The organism is Rhodoferax sp. OV413 (genome assembly GCF_900104385.1).
Lineage (GTDB): Bacteria > Pseudomonadota > Gammaproteobacteria > Burkholderiales > Burkholderiaceae_C > Rhodoferax_B.
Map to the genome: position 1 here is coordinate 241,058 of NZ_FNJA01000003.1, position 20,052 is coordinate 261,109.

A 20,052-nucleotide genomic window follows, 5' to 3' on the forward strand; every position below is an offset into this window, starting at 1 on the left:
CCCATGCTGTTGGTAAACATGACTGCGCTCCCCCCTCAAAAGCCGCCCGGCCTCCTGGCGGCTTTTTCGCTTTTTGATTTCCTTTTTTAGCGAGCCCACGACCTATGCCATTGCCTCCCGCCCCCACCAAGCGCGCTGCCACCTTGGCCCGCGAAGCCTATGACGTGGTCGCCAAGCCCGTCAAAAAAACGGGGACCAGCCGGGCACCTAAAGCCTCCGCCAACGCGGCAGAGCTGCAAGAGAAGCCACAAGCCCGTAACCTCCCCGACGCCCCGGTAGACCTGCGCCGCGACAAGCCTGCCCAGCCGCCGTTGGAATCGCCTAAATCCACGCCCGCTGGCGACAAGCCCTCCGAAGCGCCCGCCCGCAACCGCGGCGTGGCCCTGCTGCAAGAGCCCGCGGCCAAGCGCAAAGCCCCCAAGAACACCGGCCCGGCCAAGCTGTTCGTGCTGGACACCAACGTGCTGATGCACGACCCGATGTGCCTGTTCCGCTTCGAAGAGCACGACATCTTCCTGCCGATGATCGTGCTCGAAGAGCTGGACAGCAACAAGAAGGGCATGACCGAAGTCGCTCGCAATGCGCGCCAGACCAGCCGCTCGCTGGATGCGCTGGCCGGCAGCAATGGCGCCGACATCGGCATCGGCCTGAAGCTGGACGCTACCGGCCACCCGGAAGCCGGCGGCAAGCTGTTCTTCCAGACCCAGACCCTGGACTACACCCTGCCCACCAGCCTGCCACAAGGCAAGGCCGACAACCAGATCCTCGGCGTGGTCGAGGCGTTGCGCCCGTTGCACCCCGGCCGTGAAGTGGTACTGGTGTCCAAAGACATCAATATGCGGGTCAAGGCCCGGGCCCTGGGCCTGGCCGCCGAGGACTACCAGAACGACAAGGCGCTGGAAGACGGCGAGTTCCTGTACTCGGGCGCGCTGGCGCTGCCCCCCGACTTCTGGACCAAGCACGGCAAGACCGTGGAAAGCTGGCAGCAAGGCCTGTACACCTTCTACCGCATCTCCGGCCCTATCGTGCCCGAGATGATGGTCAACCAGTTCGTCTACTTCGAAGCCCCGGGCGAGCCCAGCCTGTATGCGCGGGTGACCGAAATCCGCGCCAAAACCGCGGTGCTGAAGACGCTGAAGGACTACAACCACCTCAAGCACGCGGTCTGGGGCGTGACCACGCGCAACCGCGAGCAGAACTTCGCCATGAACCTGCTGCTCGACCCGGAAGTCGACTTCGTCACCCTGACCGGCAATGCCGGCACCGGCAAGACCCTGATGGCCTTGGCCGCCGGCCTGACCCAGGTGCTGGACGAACGCCGCTACACCGAGATCATCATGACGCGGGCCACGGTCAGCGTCGGTGAAGACATCGGCTTCCTGCCCGGCACCGAGGAAGAAAAAATGGGCCCCTGGATGGGCGCACTGGATGACAACCTGGAAGTGCTGGCCAAAACCGAGACCAGCGCAGGCGAATGGGGCCGCTCGGCGACCAACGAGCTGATCCGTTCGCGCATCAAGATCAAGAGCATGAACTTCATGCGCGGCCGCACCTTCTTGAACAAGTACGTGATCATCGACGAGGCGCAAAACCTGACGCCCAAGCAGATGAAGACGCTGATCACCCGCGCCGGCCCCGGCACCAAGATCATCTGCATGGGCAACCTGCAGCAGATCGACACGCCGTACCTGACCGAAGGCTCATCCGGCCTGACGTTCGCGGTGGACAAGTTCAAAGGCTGGCCGCACAGCGGACACATCATGCTGGCGCGCGGCGAGCGTTCGCGCCTGGCCGACTTCGCAAGCGAAGTCTTATAAATTTACCGAGTAACCAACATGATTCTGGAAATTGCCGATATCCGTATCCGCCCCGGCGAACAGGCCGCCTTCGACGAGGCCATCACGCGTGGCCTGCAGACCGTCATCAGCAAGAACGCTGAATGCAAGGGCTACAAGGTCAACAAGGGCATCGAGAGCCCCGAGCGCTATGTGCTGCAGATTTTCTGGACTTCGGTAGAAGCCCACAACGTCGGCTTCCGCGAAAGCCCGGCATTTGCCGAATGGCGCGCCATCGTCGGGCCGTTCTTTGCCAGCCCGCCGGTGGTGGAGCACTTCGACTTGGTGACCAAGTCGGACTAAGACCGCAGACGTAAAAAAGCCCTTGGAACCTGATGGTTCCAAGGGCTTTTTTTATGGGAAAGATTTACTGCTGCGCGCGTTCGGCCAGGTAGATTTCTACGCGGCGATTGCGGGCCCGGCCGGCATCGCTGCTGTTGTCGGCAATGGGCTCGTACTCGCCACGGCCGGCCACCGCCACACGGCGCGAATCCACACCGCGTGCGCTCAGGTAATCACGCGCGCTCTCGGCACGGCGCAAGGACAGCGGGTTGTTGATGGCGTCGGAGCCGGTGTTATCGGTGTGGCCAATGATGCGCACCTCGGTGTTCGGCTGGTTCTGCAGGCCGCTGGCAAACTGGTCGAGGATGGGGCGCAGGTTCGGCTTGATGTCGGCACGGCCGGTGTCAAAGGAAATATCGCTGGGGATGTTCAGCTTGAGCTGGTTGTCCGCGGTTTGCGTTACCGCCACGCCGGTACCGGCGGTAGCCTGCTCCATCGCAGCCTTCTTGTCCTGCATGTGCTTGGACCACACATAGCCGCCGAGCGCGCCGACTGCGCCGCCGACGGCGGCGCCGGTTTTATTGCCGCCGATCAAGGCTCCGGCGACGGCACCGATACCGGCACCAATGCCCGTGCCCTTTTGCGTTTCGCTCATATTGGCGCAGCCACCCAAAGCCAGTGCAGCCACGGTGCAGGCGATGACAGAAATACGGAGGGATTTTGATGTGTAGGCCATGGTGTCCATTCTTTTTCAGTAGTACAACAACGTAAGAATCAGCTGCCTGTTGACAGCGCCCCTTGGTTATACGCCAGAAAAATTGCTACCGGATGTGAACGGGATATTTGCCTACACAGCGCTGCGGTGGCGGCTGACGCAGGTATCCAGCACCTCCTCGCCAGGCCGTTGCCACCAGTCCAGCTCCGAAAAAATTTCGACCTCGCTATAGCCTTGGTAGCCGGCCTCCTCCACCCAACCGCGGATCTTCTTCAGCTCGACCACGCCATCGCCCATCATGCCGCGGTCGTTCAGCAAATCGCGGGTCGGCAGCAGCCAGTCGCACACGTGGTAGGCCAGCAGGCGTGCGGCGCCAGCGCGGGCAATCTGCTGCTGCAGCTTCGGGTCCCACCACACGTGGTAAATGTCCAGCGCCACGCCGAGCGCGCCGGAGTGCTGCGGGTCCAGCGCATCACAGATATCCAGCGCATGTTCCAAGGTGTTGACGCAGGCACGCTCCGCCGCCTGCATAGGGTGCAGCGGCTCTATGGCCAAGGGCATGCCGACCTGGCGCGCGTATTCCAGCGCGGCGGCGATGCCGTCAAACACCTCGTTGCGGGCGCGGCCTATGTCGGTATAGGCCGGCTTGCCAGTCAGCGCGCCGGGCAGGCTGCCGACCACCAGCACCACGCAGGGTGCGCCCAGGGTCTTGGCCTCGTCAATTGCCTTGCGGTTGTCCAGCAGCGCGGCCTGGTGGCCGGCTGCGTCGGCGGCCGGAAAGAAGCCGCCGCGGCAATAGCCCGAGAGAGCTATGCCGGTGTCGCGCAGCTGCCGCGCCACCTTGTCCAGCCCGACAGCAGCCACCTGGTCGCGCCAGGGGCTGATGGCGCGGATGTCGCGCCGCGCGCATTCTTCGATGATGCGGTCCAGCGGCCACTGCTTTCGCACCGTGGCGGTGTTGAGGGACAGCCAGCGGTGGTCTTGGGAGAAATCGCGCATGGCTTATTCGATTCCGTGCAGTGCCAGCAGGGTACGCATGCGGTGTACCGCCAGGTCCGGTTGCTCCAGCAGGTTGGCCGCATCGGCCAGCCGGAACAGCTCGGCGAAATGCGCCAGCGAGCGCGTGCTCTGCTGGCCGCCGACCATGGTGAAGTGGCTCTGGTGCCCGTTCAGCCAGGCCATGAAAACCACGCCGGTCTTGTAGTAGCGCGTGGGTGCGGCAAAGATGTGGCGCGACAGCGGCACCGTCGGGCCGAGGATGGCGTGGAACTGCGCGCTGTCGCCCTGCGCAAGGGCGCTGAGTGCGGCGCTGGCGGCGGGCGCAATCGCGTCGAAGATGCCCAGCAGCGCGTCGCTCTGGCCATGCGTCACCTCGCTGCCGAAACCGTCACCGGCGATCAGCTCAGCGTAGTTGAAATCATCACCGGTGTACATGCGGACGCCAGCGGGCAGGCGCCGGCGCATGGCGATTTCCTTGTCCTTGTCGAGCAGCGAAATCTTGATCCCGTCGACCTTGTCCGGGTGCGCGGCGATCACGGCCAGCGCCGTATCCATGGCCACATCCACATCCAGCGAACCCCAGTAGCCTTTGAGCGCCGGGTCGAACATATCGCCCAGCCAGTGCAGCACCACCGGCTGCCGGGCCTGGCGCAGGATGCGGTCGTAGACGCGCTCGTAGTCGGCCGGGCTTTGCGCCACGCGGGCCAGCGCGCGGCTGGCCATGACGATCAGCTTGCCGCCAAGCTTTTCGATGGCTGCCATCTGTTCTTCGTAGGCGGCGATCACCTGGTCGACGCTGCGCACATCCTCCAGCACCAGGTGGTCGGTGCCGCAGCCGGATGCCACCAGCGCGCCGGGCACGTCCTTGGCGGCGTCCAGCGAGCGGCGGATCAGCTCCAGCGAGGTCGGCCAGTCCAGGCCCATGCCGCGCTGCGCCGTGTCCATGGCCTCGGCCACGCCCAGGCCTAGGGACCAGAGGCGCTGGCGGTAGGCGATGGTCGCGTCCCAGTCCACCGCGCACTGCAGCCAGGGGTCGATGGCGGCGCGCGGGTCGGCCACCACATGGGCGGCGGAATAGGCGATGCGGTTGAACGGCACGCGGGTGCCAGACGCCAGTGGCGCCGTGCCATGCAAGGTATAGGACTGCAGCGCCCCGGCGGCGGGCAGCAAAAGGGTATGGGCCATGGTCATCTCACCACTTTTAAAGAAAATCGGGCTCTAGCGCAGGTACTACCTGCGCCAGCAGCTATCAAATGTGTAGTGCAGGCACATCCACCCAGCGCCGCTCCTTCCAGGACTGCAAGGCCACTTCGACCAGTTGCACGCCCTTCGCGCCTTCGGGCAGGGTCCAGCGGTAGGGCTCGTTTTCCACCACGTGGCGGATGAAGTGCTCCCACTGGATCTTGAAGCCGTTATCAAAGACCTGGGTGTCGGGCACTTCCTGCCACTGGTCGGTGAACTTCATGGTCTGCTTCTCGTCCGGGTTCCACACCGGGCGCGGCGTATTGACGCGCGACTGTGCCTTGCAGGAGGAGAGGCCGGCGACGGCTGAGCCGTGCGTGCCGTCAACGTGGAATGTGACCAGGTCCTCGCGGTTCACGCGGGTGGCCCAGGACATGTTTAGCTGCGCGATGACGTTCTCGCCGTTGTGGCCGATGAGTTCGGCCGTGGCATAGGCGGCATCGTCGGCCGTGGCCTTATAGGGCTTGCCGGCCTCGTCCCAGCGCTCGGGGATGTGCGTGGCGCCTATGCATGAAACCGACTTGACCTCGCCGAACAGGTTGTCCAGCACGTAGCGCCAGTGGCACATCATGTCCAGGATCATGCCGCCGCCATCTTCGGCACGGTAGTTCCAGCTCGGGCGCTGGATGGGCTGCAGATCGCCCTCGAACACCCAGTAGCCGAACTCCAGGCGCACCGACAGCATGCGGCCGAAGAAGCCGGCGCGGCGCAGCATGTCCAGCTTGCGCAGGCCAGGCAGAAACAGCTTGTCCTGCACCGCGCCGTGCTTCAGGCCGGATGCCTCGGCCAGGCGGGCGATCTCCACCGCCTCGTTCAAATTGGTGGCAATCGGCTTTTCGCAGTACACATGCTTGCCTGCGCGGATCGCCTTGGCCAGCAGGGTCGGGCGCATCTGGGTGGTGCCGGCGTCGAAGAACACGGTGTCGGCCGGGTTGGCCAAGGCCGCGTCCAGATCCGTGCCCCAGCGGGCGATGCCGTGGGTCTGGGCCAGGGCCTGCATCTTTTCGGCATTGCGGCCGATCAGAATGGGGTCGGGCATGACCTTGTCGCCGTTGGACAGGGTCACGCCGCCCTGCTTGCGGATGGCGACGATGGAGCGGATCAGATGCTGGTTCATGCCCATGCGTCCGGTGACGCCGTGCATGATGAGACCGAGGGTGTGTGTCGTCATGGCTGGTACTTCAAGTGGGTGAGTTAGTGGATGAGGTCCAGGCTGTCCCACAGCGGAGCCGCCGCCGTGGCAAAGCCGGGCACATACAAGGTGGCCAGTTGCAGCTGGCCGCTGTGCACCCGCAACCGGGGCCGGCCTTGGGGCGCGTGGTAGAAGCCCGCGTGGGCCTGGGCAAAGGCATCGGATTCGGCGGCCGGCGCGGTGCCAAAGCCGTCGACGTAATGATGGCCGTTGCGCTCGATATGGGTAACGCCCAGGCTGGCCGCCAGCAGCGTGTCCTGCTGCACCGCCAGCCCGGCTTGGCAGGTCAGGTCCTCACCCGACAGCAGCAGGCGCTGCGGCTCCTGGGTCACGCGCCAGGCGCTGTGCAGCGAGCGGTAAATGCCTTTGCAGGCCTTGCTGGAAATACCCCGGTAGCCAAGCGCAATGCCCTGGGCCAGCACACCAGCCTGGTCATCGGACTCGTCCAGGATCACCGGCACGTCTATTCCCAGCCCTGCAATCGGCTCGGCCAAAGCCAGGTGGCGCGGCAAGGGCTGCTCCAACAGCAGGGTGTGCGCCAGCAGGTCTTGCAAAGGGGCCTGGGCGTGCAGGGCGCGCCAGAACGCACCCAAGGCCTCGGCACTGGCAAAGGTCTCGTTGCCGTCCAGCGTAGCGCGGTATTCGCCGGCCGTGCGTTGCAGCAAACCGGCAATCCGCTGCAGGCGCTCCAGGTCGGCGTCCAGCTGGCCGCTGAGCTTGATCTTGAAGTAGCGCAAACCGTAAGTGGCAATCGCGTCCTCCAGCGTCTCGGGCAAGCCGTCGCCGGGGCTGGCCCCCGTATCGCCGGCCAGGATGCGGTCCGCCAGGCCCACGGTGTGGCGCAGCCATACATGGCCCGGCGCCCGCAGCTGCAGCTGGGCGGACCAGGGATCGCCCAGCACGCCGGCCGCTACGCCGCGCGTCCAGTCGAGCTCGGCGGCGCGCAGCACCGCATCGGCCACCGCCTTGTCCAGCAAGGCCGGACCAAACTGCGCGGCCAACCGGGGCAGGCCCTTGGCCACAGCCACGTCTATGGCCGCCTCGCCCTGGGTCTGTGACAGCGCGAACGGCGTCATTGGCATACCCGCCTCCAGGTACGCGGCCCGTGCCGTGCGCAAGGCTTCGCGCAGCTGCTCGAAGTTCTGCTCGTGGGTCAGACTGGGCGACTTGTCGAACCACTTGGGTACCATCAGCTCGGCCGCCATGCCCTCCCAGGTGCGGCCATTGACCTCCAGCTCCAGCCGCACAAAAGCCTGCGGGCACTGGGTGACGGTGGCGGCGCCGAAGCGGAACGGCAAGCGCAAAGTCACATGGCGCTGGTACAGCGTGATGGAGCGCAGCCGGACCGGCATCGCCGGGGTGGAAGCGGGCATCCCCACTCCCTCAGGGCGCCAGGCCCGCGGCCTTGACCAGGCGGGCATTGCTGGCCACCTCGTCGCGGATGTAGGCATCGAACTGCTCGGGCTGCAGGGTCCAGGCGTCGGCGCCCAGACTGGCAAAGCGGGCCTTGACCTCGGGCGTGGCCAGGGCTTTGGCGACCTCGTCGTGCAGGCGGCGCACGATGTCGCGCGGGGTCTTGGCCGGGGCCATCATGCCGATCCAGAAGTTGAACTCGGAGCCGGGCACGCCGGCCTCGGCCGTGGTGGGTACATCGGGCAAGGCACTGGCGCGGCGCGGCGACCCAACGGCCAGCGCCAGCAGCTGGCCTTCGCGGATCTGGCCGATCACCGGGGCGATGGGGCTGAAGTAATAGTCGACCCGGCCGGCCAGTATCTCGGTCACCGCTTCGGCCGAGCCTTTGAACGGGATATTGGTGGCCTCTATGGCTGCGGCCATCTTGAACTTCTCGGCGTTCAGGTGCGTGGCGCTACCCTGCCCGGCCGACGCGTAGTTCAGCTTGCCTGGCTGGGCCTTGGCGGCAGCCAGCAGGGCGGGCAGCGTCTTGATGTTTTTCGACGGTGCGATGACCAGCACATTCGGCGTGCTGGAAATCGGGGTGATGCCGGCGAAGTCGCCCAAGGTGTCGAACGGCAGCTTGGCGAAGGTGGACGGGCTGACAGTGTGTGACGACGAATGGACCATGATGGTGTAGCCATCGGGCGCGGCCGCCGCCACCAGGGCCTGGCCTATGGTGCCGCTGGCGCCGCCCCGGTTGTCGATCACCAGGGTCTGGCCCAGGCTGGCGCCCATCTTGTCGGCAATGGCCCGGGCAATGATGTCGGTGGTGCTGCCCGCAGGGAACGGCACGACCACGCGTATGGGTCGGTTCGGGTAGTCGCTGGTCTGGCCGTGGGCCGGTGGCTGGGTGAAAGCCGCCAGCCACGCAAGGGTGGCCACGGCAGCACAACGCAGAACTTGCATGCTGTCTCCTTGTTCTAGGCCATCACTGGCGGGCCAGGGTCAAACCGTTCTCGGCAAAGCCATGGCAGCTGGCGGGCGGCAGGTGCACATGCACGGTGTCGCCGCGCTTGAACTGGCTCTGCCCCACCACCTGCACCACCAGCGGCTGCTGGGCGCCCAGGCTGCCGTAGAGCACGGTGTTGCCGCCCAGCTGCTCGGTCAGGCTGACCTGCATGGGCAGGCCGTGCTCGGCCAGCTCCGCGTGCTCGGGGCGGATGCCGACGCAGACCGGCGCGCCATCGGCCATACCGTTGGCCAGTACCGGCAGGTGCACGGTCTCGCCGCCCAGCAGGCACACATCCAGACCCGTGGCGCTGCGGCCGGCCACCACGCCGTCCAGAAAGTTCATCTTCGGGCTGCCGATGAAGCCGGCCACAAAGCGGTTGGCCGGGTGGTTGTACAGCTCCAGCGGCGAGCCGGCCTGTTCGATGCGGCCATCCTGCAGCACCACGATGCGATCGGCCATGGTCATGGCCTCGACCTGGTCGTGGGTCACGTAGATCATGGTGGTGCCCAGATCGGCATGCAGCTTGGACAGCTCGACCCGCATCTGCACGCGCAGCTCGGCGTCCAGGTTCGACAGCGGCTCGTCGAATAAAAACAGCTTGGGCTCGCGCACAATGGCCCGGCCTATCGCCACCCGCTGGCGCTGGCCGCCGGACAAGGCCTTGGGCTTGCGCTGCAGGTAGCTATCGATCTTCAGCATCTTGGCGGCGTGCTGCACGCGCCGGTCGATCACGTCCTTTTTCTCGCCTGCGGTCTGCAGGCCGAAAGCCAGGTTGTCGTAAACACTCATGTGCGGGTACAGCGCATACGACTGGAACACCATAGCGATCTTGCGTTGGGCGGCCGGCACCTCGTTGACGCGGTCACCGTCAATACAAAACTCGCCGTCTGAGATTTCTTCCAGCCCGGCGATCATGCGCAACAAGGTGGACTTGCCGCAGCCCGAGGGGCCGACGAAGACCACGAACTCGCCGTCACGGATGTCCAGGTCCACTCCGTGGATGATCTCCACATTCCCATAGCGTTTGACAATCCCGCGCAGTGACAGCTCAGCCATGGTGGGCCGCCTTGTTGAAGCTGCCGCCGGCTGGCGCCCAGCTGCTGTATTTGGCATGGCCTAGCGGGATGGGCAGGTTCACTTGCGTACCGGTTTCGGCCGAGTGGTAGATGGCGGTGATCAGCTCCAACGACTGGCGCGCGTCGTGCAGGGTCACGGGCGTGGGGGCGCCGCTGGTCACCGTGGCGTGGATCAGTGCGAACTCGCCCTCGAAGGATTCCAGCGCCGGCACAAAGTCGGCCAGGGCGGCAGTGATGGCGGCGTCGATCGCCGGCGTCTTGCCCTGGAAATGCCAGGGGTCCTTGCCCGGACGATACGGTTCGGTGCTACGGCTTTCCACCGTCAGATCGGAGAACATGAAGCGCAAGCGCGACAGCTCTTCGGCCGCGCCCAGGGTGACCGACAGCGTGGCCACCGAGCCGTTTTCCATGCCTATGGAAATGGCGGCGCAGTCTTCCACCTCGATCGGGTTCACGCGGGTCGCCAGGTGCGCGAACACGGTCTTCACCGGGCCGTTTACATACGACAGCATGTCGTGCGCATGCAGGGCCTGGGTCAGGCAGCAGCCACCCATTTCGGTCGCCCATTTGCCGCGCCACTGGACCTCGTAGTAGTCGGCATCGCGACGCCAAGAGGTCTCGATGGTGGTCAGGAACGGCGTGTGCGCAAAGCCCTTGGACTGCAGGTGCTTGAGCTTTTGCAAGCCGTGGCCAAAGCGGTACTGGAAGATGGGGAACAGCGTGCCCTTGGCAGCCTTTTGCGCAGCGGCAATCGCATCGGCCTCGGCCAGCGAGCCGACCAGGGGTTTCTCGCAGACCACATGCAGGCCGGCGGTCAGCGCCTGTTCGATCAGCGCGCGGTGGGTATAGGGCGGTGTGCAGATATCGACGATATCCACCTTGCCGCCGGCTAACAACTCGCTGAACTGGGTGGCGTGCCAGGGCACGCCGAACTCGGCGGCGGCAGCGCTGGCCTTGGCCGCGTCCAGGTCGCACACCGCAACGATGTCATACAACTCGGGGATCGCGGCATAGGCTTGCAAATGGCCCTTGCCCACGCCTAGGCCGACCACAGCCACCCGCAATTTCTGTAATTTCTGCACCATCACGCAATTCCTCCAACACGGGTGGCCAAGGCTTCGGCTTTCAATGCCAGTTCGGTCGCCAGGAAGCAGTGCGCCTGCGACATGGAGGTCTCGGTACGGTTCAGAATGTCCTGGATGAGGCGCGGACCGTAAGGCAGAACTTCGGCCTTGCAGTCCATGTGCTGCGTGCCTTTGCCATCGACCAGGAACAAATGGTCGCCGCCCGGGCGGCCGGCAATGTCCACGTATTTGCGCAACTCGATATAGCCCTCGGTGCCCAGAATCGTCAGGCGGCCGTCGCCCCAGACACCCAAGCCTTTGGGGGTGAACCAGTCGACACGGATGAAGCCGGTGCCACCGTTGCCGCGCAGCAGCACTTCGCCGAAGTCTTCCAGCTCAGGCGTCTCTGGGTTGCCGAAATTGCCGATGTGGGAGGCCACGACTTCGGCCCGCGTCGAGCCGGTGAAGTGCAGGAACTGGTCGCACTGGTGGGCAGCGATGTCGCACAAGATGCCGCCGTAGCGCTTGCGCTCAAAGAACCAGTCGGGGCGCGGGTTGTTGCGCAGCGCATGCGGGCCCATGCCCATGGTCTGCACCACGCGGCCGATGGCGCCAGCGGCCACCAGTTGGCTGGCTTTTTCGGTGGCGCGATTCTCGAAGCGCTCGGAGAAACACACAGAGAAAATCCGGCCAGTCTCGGCCTGCACCTTGCGCACGGCGGCCAGTTCGTCCAGGGTGATGACGCCGGGTTTGTCGACCATCACGTCCTTGCCATGGCGCATGACGGCGATGGCGGTAGCGGCCCGCACGTCGGGGATGGTGGCACTGACCACCAGCTGGATGCTGCGGTCCTCCAGGATTTCGCGTTGGTCTTTAACACGGCGGGCCTGCGGGAAGGCTTTGGCGTAGTCGGCCGCCAAGTCGTCTTCGACGGCGTGGAAGCTGACCAGTTCGCCCCCCGCATCCAGCACAGCGCGGGTCTGGCCGTAGATGTGGTTGTGGTTCAGGCCGATGGCGGCAAAGCGGATCGTAGGAGATGTCATCGTTTCATTCCAGATTGGGCAACGCCTTCAATAATCAGGCGCTGAAAGCAGAGAAAAAACAGGAAGATCGGCAGGATGGCGAGTACCGACATGGCGAACAGCTGGCCCCAGGCCGATTGGCCGGTGGAGTCGACAAACGAGCGCAGCGCCAGCGGCACGGTGTAGTTGCTGGCCTCGTTGAGGTACACCAGCGGCCCCAGAAAGTCGTTCCAGGTCCAGAGGAAGGAGAAGATGGCGGTGGTGGCCAGCACCGGCATGGACAGCGGCAGGATGATCTTCCAGTAGATGCGCCAAGGGCCACAGCCGTCCAGCACCGCGGCTTCGTCCAGCTCGCGCGGAATGCCGCGGAAGAACTGCACCATCAGGAAAATGAAGAACGCATCGGCGGCCAGAAACTTGGGCACGATCAGCGGCAAGAAGGTGTCGATCCAGCCCAGCTTCAGAAACAGCACGTACTGCGGAATCAGGGTCACGTGGTAGGGCAGCATCAGCGTGCCCAGCATCACCACGAACCAGATGCGCCGGCCGCGAAACTCCAGCCGCGCAAACGCGTAGGCGGTGATCGAGCAGGATATGGTGTTGCCTATCACCACCAGCACGGCCACCAGCACCGAGTTCTTGAAGAACACGGTGAAGCTTTCTTGCAGCGCCGTCCAGCCCTGTATGTAATTGCCGAAGTCGAACGCGTGCGGCCAGATCGACAGGTCGGTGAAGATGATGGACTCGGGCTTGAACGACGAAGCCACCATCCACAGCAGCGGATACAGCATCAGAAAGGTCGCGCCGATCAGCACGGCATGGCGGGCCAGGCCACCGGCCAGCAGACGCAGCACGCCCGGACCCCGAGCTTGGTTAGCGCGGATCGTCTTCATAGTAGACCCAGTATTTGGAGGTGAGGAAACTGATGCCGGTAAAGGCACCGATGATCAGCAGCAGCACCCAGGCCAGCGCCGAGGCATAGCCCATGCGGAAGTAGGAGAAGGCTTCCTGGTACAGATACAGCGTGTAGAACAGCGTGGAGTCGATGGGGCCACCGGTGCCGCCGGACACCACATAGGCCGGAGTGAAGGCCTTGAAGCCTTCGATGATCTGCAGCACCATGTTGAAGAAGATCACCGGGGCCAGCAGCGGCAAGGTGATCTTGCGGAACTTGCGCCAGGTGCCGGCGCCGTCCATGGAGGCAGCCTCGTACAGGTCTTGCGGAATCTGCCGCAGGCCGGCCAGGAAGATGATCATCGGCGAGCCAAACTGCCATACCGCCAGCAGCACCAGGGTGTAGATGGCCGTGTCCGGGTTGGCGATCCAGCTCGGGCCCTTGTAGCCGAAGACCCACAGCAGGATCTGGTTGAGCGTGCCATTGCCTTCGAACAATTGCCGCCACAGCACGGCAATCGCCACCGAGCCACCCAACAGCGAGGGGATGTAGAACAGCGCGCGGTACAAGGCACCACCGCGTATTGCCTTGTCCAGCACCACCGCCACCAGCAGCGCGAATGCCAGCTTCAGAGGCACTTCCATCAGCATGTAGCTGAAAGTGACCTTGAGCGACTGCCAGAACCTGGCGTCCGCCGTGAACATGCGCACATAGTTGTCCGCGCCTATCCACTGGGCCGGACGCAACAGATCGAACTTGGTGAACGACAGGTACAACGACGCCAACACCGGCCCGAGCGAGAAGCAGACGAAGCCGATCAGCCAGGGCGCCAGGAAGGCATAGCCCACCAGGTCCCTGCGCCAGGCTGCACGCGACTGCCCTCGCCGCGCACGGGAGGTTTTTTCATCAAGGCTTGACACGTAGTTTGCCTTCCAGGCTAGACAGCAAAAAAACGAAAATGGAGCGGCCACCTAGGCCGCATGCCGTGGCCGTCAGGCCCTGGCGAGGATGCCTTCCACCTCGGTGTGGAACTGCTGGGCGCCGTCCTTGATGCTGGTGCGGCCGAAGGCCACTGCATCGGCGACCCGGCGCAGCAGGTTCTCCACCTCGCCCGCGCCCTTGGGCGGTGGCGGCGGCAGGGGCACGGCGACCTTGGTGACCGCGGCTACATAGTCGAGCTGCATCTTGCCCAAGGCGTCCAGATCGGGCGCCAGTGCCGCGCGTGCGGCGGCAGAACACGGCACGCCGCGCTCGATGCCCAGAATCTTCACGCCCTCGGGGTCGTTGACCATGAAGTTGATCACTTTGGCCGCCTCTTCCGGTGCCTTGCAGCGGGCCGACACACTCATCATCTGCGAAGGCTTGATGTAGTGGCCGGACGAGCCGGTCTTGGAGCGCGGAAACACGCTGATGGCCAGCTTGTTCTTGTTGATGCCCTGGAAGGCCACCACCTGGTTGGAGTTGACGAAGCTCATGGCCGCCAGGCCGCGGGTCAGCTCGTATTCTTCAACCTTGCCGTTGTTGGTGGCGCCCACATCGGCCGGCGGAATCGCGCCGGCCTTGCGCAGCTTGTCCCACAGGTCAAACCAGGCCGCCACGTCGTCACGGGTGAAGGCGGCTTTGCCCTCCGCGGTATAGAGCATCTTGCCGCGCTGGTTCAGCCATTGCTCGAAGCCCTGCTCCCAGCGGCTGTTGTCGCTGGCGCCCCAGTATTTGCCGGGGTTGATCTTGGAAATGTCGGTGGTGATCTTGGTGAAGTCGTCCCAGGTCCAGTTGATGTCTATGGACTTGACGCCAACTTTCTCCAGCATAGCGGTGTCGTAGACCATAGCCTTGGAGTTGGAGCCCAGGTTCACGCCGTACAGCTTGCCGTCCACCTTGCCGCCGTCTTTTTCCTGCGGGCTGAAATCGGCCAGCGGTAGCAGCTTGTCGAGTGGCAGCAGGGTTTCACGACGCGCGTATTCAAACAGATAGCGGTAGTCCATCTGGATCAAATCGGGCGCATTGCCGCCAGCGGTCTGCGTGCCTAGCTTGGTCCAGTAGTCACCCCAACCCAGGGACTCGGCCGCGATCTGGGTGCCGCTCTTCTTGCTGTAGGTGTCCAACAGCAATTTGGTGCGTTTGTCGCGGTCCGGGTTGCCCCACCAGAAGCAGCGCAGGCGGGTGGCTTGCGCCTGGGCCAGCAAGGGGTTCAAGCCGAATGCAGCCGTTGCAGCAGCGGCAGTGGCTCCAAATTGACGACGGGTGAAAAGTGCCATAACCGCTAGCTCCTATAAAACAGGGAATGCGCGAATAGTTAACTCAATGGTGAATTATGAAATCGCACCCAGCCCCTGTAAATGGGCCGAAACCGTCAATCTCTCAGGACATACCCTAGGACCACATCGCAGATGTGCGACAGCCTTTCGCTGTGCGCCTTGGTGGCCATCAGATCGCGGCCAAAGATGGCCGACAAGGTGTAGTGATTGGACAAATAGAAGTACGACAGGCTGGCGATCGAGATGTAGAGCTGCACCGGGTCGATACCACCGCGGAACACCCCATCAGCCCGGCCGCGCTCCAGGATGTCGCCCAGGTCCTGCACCAGGGGCGAATTCAACTCGCGGATGCGGGAAGACTGGATCAGATGGCGTGCCTGGTGCAGGTTCTCGCTGTTCAGCAAAGTAATGAACTCCGGGTGGGCGATGTAGTATTCCCAGGTGAATTCGGTCAAACGGCGGATGGCTTTGGCCGGTTCCAGATCGGCCAGGTGTAGCTGGCGTTCGGCATCGCGGATATCGGCATAGGTACGCTCCAGCACCGCCAGAAACAGCTCGTCCTTGCTGGTGAAGTAGTAGTAGATCAGGCGCTTGTTGAGCTGGGCGTTTTCAGCGATCCGGTCGACCCGCGCACCGGCAAATCCATAGCGCGAAAACTCGTCGCGGGCTGCCGCCAGAATGGCCAGCTGCGAGCGATCGGCATCGCGGGAACGGGGCTCTACCGTGGTTACTGGAGTGTCTGCCATAAGGTCCAACCAAGAGTAAGGTGGGGTGGATATGCGCCCGCTGCACAGCAGCTTGGAACGTCGTTTACCTGGATTCTATTCACTAATTAGTTAAATGCAGCTATGATTTAAGCGCAAGCTTCCGTCCTTGGGTGCGCCAGCACACCGGTCCACCGCAAAGGTTTATCCACCCGCTGCAGCCACGCTGCGGCAGCACACCCCTTTTGCACCATGGTCAAAAAACGCCACGCGTTTGTCGGCACCGGCGGACGCGCTCTGAGCTTCATCGAACCGCTGGTCACGGCCTATGCCGAGCAGAACGAGCTGGTTGCCATCTGCGACTTGAGCCCGGCCCGCATGGCCTATTACAACCAGCTGCTGGCCGGCGAGATCGGCTACCACGCGGTGCCCGCCTATACAGCCGACCGCTTCGACGCCATGCTGCGCGAGCAAAAACCCGACGAGGTCTTCGTCTGCACCCAGGACTCGGCCCACCACGACTACATCGTGCGCGCGCTGCTGGCCGGCTGCGACGTGATCACCGAAAAACCCATGACCACCGACGCCGCCAAATGCCATGCGATCCTGGAGGCCGTCAAAGCCAGCGGACGCCGGGTGCGGGTGGCGTTCAACTACCGCTGGGCGCCGTTCCGCACCAAGGTCAAGGAGCTGATTGCCAGCGGTGTGGTTGGCAAGATCCACTCGGTGAATCTGGAATACCTGCTGGACACCAACCACGGCGCCGACTACTTCCGCCGCTGGCATGCGCAGATCGAGAATTCCGGCAGCCTGCTGGTGCACAAGAGCACCCATCACTTCGACCTGGTGAACTGGTGGCTGGACGCGATTCCGCAGCAGGTGTTTGCCTACGGCGACCTGGTGTTCTACGGCAAACAAAACGCCATCGCCCGCGGCGACGAAAAGCTGACCCGCTACGCCCGCTACACCGGCGTGCCCGAGGCCCAGGACGACCCGTTCTACCTGGACCTGAACGAGAGCGAGTCCTTCCGCGGCCTGTACCTGGCGGGCGAGGCCGACTCCGGCTACCTGCGCGACCAGAATGTGTTCCGCGACGGCATCACCATCCCCGACCAGATGTCGCTGAATGTGCGCTACCGTACCGGCCAGGTACTGACCTACTCCCTGGTGTGCTACAGCCCGCGCGAAGGCATGCGCGTGACCTTCAACGGCGACCGCGGCCGCATCGAATACCACGAGTTCATCGGCACCCACATGAACCGCGCGGTCAGCCCCAAGAACTGGAAGATCGAAGAAAAGCCCGGCGCCGAGGCCGAAGGCGAGTGGATACGCGTGTTCCCTCACTTCCAAAGCAGCTACGTGGTGCCGATGCCGGAGATCCGCGCGGCCCATGGCGGTGCGGATGAAATTCTGAACGCCCATTTCTATGGCCCGCCGCAAGCGCCCGACGCCTGGGGCCGCACCGCTGGGCACGAGCAAGGCGCAGCCTCCATCGCCGTGGGCATCGCGGGCGTGCAGTCCATGCAGTCCAATCTGCCGGTGAACATCAATGACGTGGTGGCCTTGCCACCCCAGGCACGACGCCTGTCCGAGCTTATATAGCCAAACAGGCCTCTGGCGCAGATACAACAAGGGCCTGCAGCTATTATTTATATAGCTGCAGGCCCTTGCGTGCAATCAGTAGGAGAACCGTTGCCAGCCCTCCCCCACCCAACCGTTTAAGCGGCGGCGGTATCTTTCACCGTGTCGGCCAGATCCGTGTAGTCCTTCACTTGGTCAAAGTTCAGGTACTGGTAGATCTTGGCGCTGTCTTTGGTCAGCACGCCCATGTCGGCCATGTATTCGGCCTTGGTGGGGATGCGGCCCAGCTTGGAGCAGATAGCGGCCAACTCGGCCGAGCCCAGGTAAACATTGCTGTTCTTGCCCAGACGGTTCGGGAAATTGCGGGTCGAGGTGGAGAACACGGTAGCGCCCTCTTTCACCTGCGCCTGGTTGCCCATGCACAGGCTGCAGCCCGGCATTTCCATGCGCGCGCCGGCCGAGCCGAGCACGCCGTAATGGCCTTCTTCGGACAGCTGCTTGGCATCCATCTTGGTCGGCGGTGCCATCCACAGCTTGACGGGGATGTCGCGCTTGTTTTCCAACAGCTTGGAGGCTGCGCGGAAATGGCCGATGTTGGTCATGCAGGAGCCGATGAAGACTTCATCGATCTTGCTGCCTTCGACTTCAGCCAGGGTCTTCACGTCGTCCGGGTCGTTCGGGCAGGCCACGATAGGTTCGTGGATGTCGGCCAGGTCGATCTCGATCACGGCAGCGTATTCGGCATCGGCATCGCCGTGCATCAGCTCGGGGTTCGCCAGCCAGGCTTCCATCGCCTTGATGCGGCGGTTGATGGTGCGCACGTCGGAATAGCCAGTGGCAATCATCCACTTCAGCATGGTGATGTTGCTGTTGATGTACTCGATGATCGGCTCTTTGTTCAGGTGCACGGTGCAGCCGCCAGCGGAACGCTCGGCAGACGCATCGCTCAACTCAAACGCTTGCTCGACCTTCAGGTTGGGCAGGCCTTCGATTTCCAGGATGCGGCCGGAAAAGATGTTCTTCTTGCCTTGCTTGGCCACCGTCAGCAAACCGGCCTTGATGGCGTACAGAGGAATCGCGTTCACCAGATCCCGCAGGGTGATGCCAGGCTGCATTTCGCCCTTGAAACGTACCAGCACGCTCTCGGGCATGTCCAAAGGCATCACGCCCGTGGCCGCACCGAACGCCACCAGACCGGAGCCGGCGGGGAAGCTGATACCGATGGGGAAGCGGGTGTGGCTGTCGCCGCCGGTGCCCACCGTGTCGGGCAACAGCATGCGGTTCAGCCAGCTGTGGATGATGCCGTCACCGGGACGCAGGGGCACGCCGCCACGGGTGCTCATGAAGTCGGGCAGTTCGTGGTGCATCTTCACATCCACGGGCTTGGGGTAAGCAGCGGTGTGGCAGAAGGATTGCATCACCAGGTCGGCGCTGAAGCCCAGGCAGGCCAGGTCTTTCAGCTCGTCGCGGGTCATGGGGCCGGTGGTGTCTTGCGAGCCGACCGAGGTCATCTTGGGTTCGCAGTAGGTGCCAGGACGCACGCCTTGACCGGCGGGCAAACCGCAAGCGCGGCCGACCATCTTCTGCGCCAGGGTGAAACCCTTCTTGGTATCGGCCGGGTTTTGCGGCAGGCGGAACAAGGTGCTGACGGGCAGACCCAGAGCTTCACGCGCCTTGGCGGTCAGGCCGCGGCCGATGATCAGCGGAATCCGGCCACCGGCGCGCACTTCGTCAAACAGAACTTCGCTCTTCAGCTTGAACTCGGCAATCACCTTGCCATCTTTCAGCGCCTTGCCTTCATAGGGCAGCAGCTCGACCACATCGCCCATGGCCATCTGGCTCACGTCCAGCTCGATCGGCAGCGCGCCCGAGTCTTCCATGGTGTTGTAGAAAATCGGGGCGATCTTGGCACCCAGGCACACGCCACCGAAACGCTTGTTCGGCACAAAGGGAATGTCTTCGCCGGTGAACCACAGCACCGAGTTGGTAGCCGACTTGCGGCTGGAGCCGGTGCCTACCACGTCGCCCACGTAGGCCACCAGGTTGCCCTTGGCGCGCAGGTCTTCCAGGAACTTGACCGGGCCGCGCTTGCCATCTTCTTCCGGGGTGATGCCGGGGCGGGCATTCTTGTGCATCGCCAGGGCGTGCAGCGGAATGTCGGGGCGGCTCCAGGCGTCGGGCGCAGGCGACAGGTCGTCGGTGTTGATTTCGCCGGCCACCTTGAAGATGCTGACAGTGATGCTCTTGGGCACTTCGGGGCGGCTGGTGAACCATTCGGCATCGGCCCAGCTTTGCAGCACGGCCTTGGCGTAGGTATTGCCCTTTTCGGCTTTTTCCTGCACGTCATGGAACTGGTCAAACATCAGCAGGGTTTTCTTCAACCCATCGGCAGCAGCAGAGGCCACGCTGGCAGCAGAGTCGTCCAGCAGGTCGATCATGGGGCTGATGTTGTAGCCGCCCAGCATGGTGCCCAGCAGTTCGGTGGCTTTTTCACGCGAGATCAGCGGGCATTTTTCGGTGCCGTGGGCCACAGCAGCCAGGTAGCTGGCCTTGACCTTGGCGGCATCGTCCACACCAGCCGGAATGCGGTGGGTGATCAGATTCAGCAGGTTGGCTTCTTCGCCTGCAGGCGGGTTCTTCAGCAGCTCGATCAGCTCGCCGGTCTGCTTGGCAGACAGCGGCAAGGGCGGGATGCCGAGCGCAGCGCGTTCGGATACATGGGCGGCATAGGCTTGCAACATGGTTTTCTCCTGGTTCAAAAATCGTGGGGGCAGCGGGTG

General features: G+C 63.8%; 17 protein-coding genes. 3 read left to right on the plus strand and 14 right to left on the minus strand.

Annotated elements, in window-relative coordinates; translation table 11 throughout:
- Positions 1 to 104 precede the first annotated feature (104 nt).
- On the plus strand, positions 105 to 1,817 hold the full coding sequence (locus tag BLT66_RS12730; protein WP_092758089.1) for a PhoH family protein: 1,713 nt from the start codon (positions 105 to 107) through the stop codon (positions 1,815 to 1,817).
- Positions 1,818 to 1,835: 18 nt separating this feature from the next.
- A complete protein-coding gene (locus BLT66_RS12735) occupies positions 1,836 to 2,138 on the plus strand; it encodes an antibiotic biosynthesis monooxygenase family protein (RefSeq protein ID WP_092758090.1) in 303 nt (100 codons plus the stop codon).
- 64 nt (positions 2,139 to 2,202) lie between these two features.
- On the opposite strand, the gene BLT66_RS12740 is transcribed toward BLT66_RS12735, so the two are convergent.
- From BLT66_RS12740 to BLT66_RS12800, 13 genes are all read right to left on the minus strand, one after another.
- Positions 2,203 to 2,853: a YiaD family glycine zipper/OmpA-like lipoprotein gene (locus BLT66_RS12740; RefSeq protein ID WP_255406889.1), complete on the minus strand. Its 651-nt coding sequence runs from the start codon at positions 2,851 to 2,853 to the stop codon at positions 2,203 to 2,205.
- Between the two features lie 111 nt (positions 2,854 to 2,964).
- The gene (locus tag BLT66_RS12745) at positions 2,965 to 3,831 is read right to left on the minus strand and encodes a sugar phosphate isomerase/epimerase family protein (protein WP_092758092.1); all 867 of its coding nucleotides are present in this window, start codon (positions 3,829 to 3,831) and stop codon (positions 2,965 to 2,967) included.
- A gap of 3 nt (positions 3,832 to 3,834) precedes the next feature.
- Positions 3,835 to 5,016 carry a dihydrodipicolinate synthase family protein gene (locus tag BLT66_RS12750; RefSeq protein ID WP_092758443.1) on the minus strand — a complete coding sequence of 394 codons (1,182 nt, stop codon included), beginning with the start codon at positions 5,014 to 5,016 and terminating at the stop codon, positions 3,835 to 3,837.
- Positions 5,017 to 5,080: 64 nt separating this feature from the next.
- Positions 5,081 to 6,244, minus strand: a complete 1,164-nt coding sequence (locus BLT66_RS12755; protein ID WP_092758093.1) for a Gfo/Idh/MocA family protein — start codon at positions 6,242 to 6,244, stop codon at positions 5,081 to 5,083.
- 23 nt (positions 6,245 to 6,267) lie between these two features.
- Entirely contained in the window at positions 6,268 to 7,638 is a 1,371-nt protein-coding gene (locus tag BLT66_RS12760) for an enolase-like domain-containing protein (protein ID WP_143029215.1), read from the minus strand.
- Positions 7,639 to 7,648: 10 nt separating this feature from the next.
- On the minus strand, positions 7,649 to 8,626 hold the full coding sequence (locus tag BLT66_RS12765; protein ID WP_092758095.1) for a tripartite tricarboxylate transporter substrate binding protein: 978 nt from the start codon (positions 8,624 to 8,626) through the stop codon (positions 7,649 to 7,651).
- A 22-nt stretch (positions 8,627 to 8,648) separates the two neighbouring features.
- Positions 8,649 to 9,728, minus strand: coding sequence for an ABC transporter ATP-binding protein (locus tag BLT66_RS12770; protein ID WP_092758096.1), 1,080 nt, complete (start codon positions 9,726 to 9,728; stop codon positions 8,649 to 8,651).
- Positions 9,721 to 10,833 (minus strand): Gfo/Idh/MocA family protein, encoded by a 1,113-nt coding sequence (locus BLT66_RS12775; protein WP_218922606.1) that lies wholly within the window; start codon positions 10,831 to 10,833, stop codon positions 9,721 to 9,723. Before BLT66_RS12775 ends, BLT66_RS12770 begins: the two co-directional genes overlap by 8 nt.
- On the minus strand, positions 10,833 to 11,855 hold the full coding sequence (locus tag BLT66_RS12780; RefSeq protein WP_092758097.1) for a Gfo/Idh/MocA family protein: 1,023 nt from the start codon (positions 11,853 to 11,855) through the stop codon (positions 10,833 to 10,835). The genes BLT66_RS12775 and BLT66_RS12780 overlap by 1 nt, the downstream gene beginning before the upstream one ends.
- Complete coding sequence (locus tag BLT66_RS12785) at positions 11,852 to 12,727, minus strand: carbohydrate ABC transporter permease (RefSeq protein WP_092758098.1); 876 nt, start codon at positions 12,725 to 12,727, stop codon at positions 11,852 to 11,854. Before BLT66_RS12785 ends, BLT66_RS12780 begins: the two co-directional genes overlap by 4 nt.
- Entirely contained in the window at positions 12,708 to 13,649 is a 942-nt protein-coding gene (locus BLT66_RS12790; RefSeq protein ID WP_092758099.1) for a carbohydrate ABC transporter permease, read from the minus strand. The genes BLT66_RS12785 and BLT66_RS12790 overlap by 20 nt, the downstream gene beginning before the upstream one ends.
- A gap of 72 nt (positions 13,650 to 13,721) precedes the next feature.
- Positions 13,722 to 14,987, minus strand: a complete 1,266-nt coding sequence (locus BLT66_RS12795; protein WP_092758100.1) for an ABC transporter substrate-binding protein — start codon at positions 14,985 to 14,987, stop codon at positions 13,722 to 13,724.
- Positions 14,988 to 15,082: 95 nt separating this feature from the next.
- Positions 15,083 to 15,733, minus strand: a complete 651-nt coding sequence (locus tag BLT66_RS12800; protein ID WP_092758101.1) for a TetR/AcrR family transcriptional regulator — start codon at positions 15,731 to 15,733, stop codon at positions 15,083 to 15,085.
- 210 nt (positions 15,734 to 15,943) lie between these two features.
- Here BLT66_RS12800 and BLT66_RS12805 point away from each other — a divergent pair, with 210 nt between their 5' ends.
- On the plus strand, positions 15,944 to 17,293 hold the full coding sequence (locus tag BLT66_RS12805) for a Gfo/Idh/MocA family oxidoreductase (RefSeq protein WP_092758102.1): 1,350 nt from the start codon (positions 15,944 to 15,946) through the stop codon (positions 17,291 to 17,293).
- A gap of 116 nt (positions 17,294 to 17,409) precedes the next feature.
- Here BLT66_RS12805 and acnB read toward each other — a convergent pair whose 3' ends face one another.
- Complete coding sequence (acnB, locus tag BLT66_RS12810) at positions 17,410 to 20,013, minus strand: bifunctional aconitate hydratase 2/2-methylisocitrate dehydratase (protein ID WP_092758103.1); 2,604 nt, start codon at positions 20,011 to 20,013, stop codon at positions 17,410 to 17,412.
- Between the last annotated feature and the right edge of the window lie 39 nt (positions 20,014 to 20,052).

Coding starts and splice junctions, on each gene's coding strand:
- BLT66_RS12740 (WP_255406889.1), bottom strand. CDS start 2,853: ATGGCCTACACATCAAAATCCCTCCGTATTTCTGTCATCGCCTGCACC.
- BLT66_RS12730 (WP_092758089.1), top strand. CDS start 105: ATGCCATTGCCTCCCGCCCCCACCAAGCGCGCTGCCACCTTGGCCCGC.
- BLT66_RS12735 (WP_092758090.1), top strand. CDS start 1,836: ATGATTCTGGAAATTGCCGATATCCGTATCCGCCCCGGCGAACAGGCC.
- BLT66_RS12780 (WP_092758097.1), bottom strand. CDS start 11,855: ATGACATCTCCTACGATCCGCTTTGCCGCCATCGGCCTGAACCACAAC.
- BLT66_RS12750 (WP_092758443.1), bottom strand. CDS start 5,016: ATGGCCCATACCCTTTTGCTGCCCGCCGCCGGGGCGCTGCAGTCCTAT.
- BLT66_RS12805 (WP_092758102.1), top strand. CDS start 15,944: ATGGTCAAAAAACGCCACGCGTTTGTCGGCACCGGCGGACGCGCTCTG.
- BLT66_RS12795 (WP_092758100.1), bottom strand. CDS start 14,987: ATGGCACTTTTCACCCGTCGTCAATTTGGAGCCACTGCCGCTGCTGCA.
- BLT66_RS12770 (WP_092758096.1), bottom strand. CDS start 9,728: ATGGCTGAGCTGTCACTGCGCGGGATTGTCAAACGCTATGGGAATGTG.
- BLT66_RS12765 (WP_092758095.1), bottom strand. CDS start 8,626: ATGCAAGTTCTGCGTTGTGCTGCCGTGGCCACCCTTGCGTGGCTGGCG.
- BLT66_RS12800 (WP_092758101.1), bottom strand. CDS start 15,733: ATGGCAGACACTCCAGTAACCACGGTAGAGCCCCGTTCCCGCGATGCC.
- BLT66_RS12775 (WP_218922606.1), bottom strand. CDS start 10,833: ATGGTGCAGAAATTACAGAAATTGCGGGTGGCTGTGGTCGGCCTAGGC.
- BLT66_RS12755 (WP_092758093.1), bottom strand. CDS start 6,244: ATGACGACACACACCCTCGGTCTCATCATGCACGGCGTCACCGGACGC.
- BLT66_RS12785 (WP_092758098.1), bottom strand. CDS start 12,727: ATGAAGACGATCCGCGCTAACCAAGCTCGGGGTCCGGGCGTGCTGCGT.
- BLT66_RS12745 (WP_092758092.1), bottom strand. CDS start 3,831: ATGCGCGATTTCTCCCAAGACCACCGCTGGCTGTCCCTCAACACCGCC.
- acnB (WP_092758103.1), bottom strand. CDS start 20,013: ATGTTGCAAGCCTATGCCGCCCATGTATCCGAACGCGCTGCGCTCGGC.
- BLT66_RS12760 (WP_143029215.1), bottom strand. CDS start 7,638: ATGCCCGCTTCCACCCCGGCGATGCCGGTCCGGCTGCGCTCCATCACG.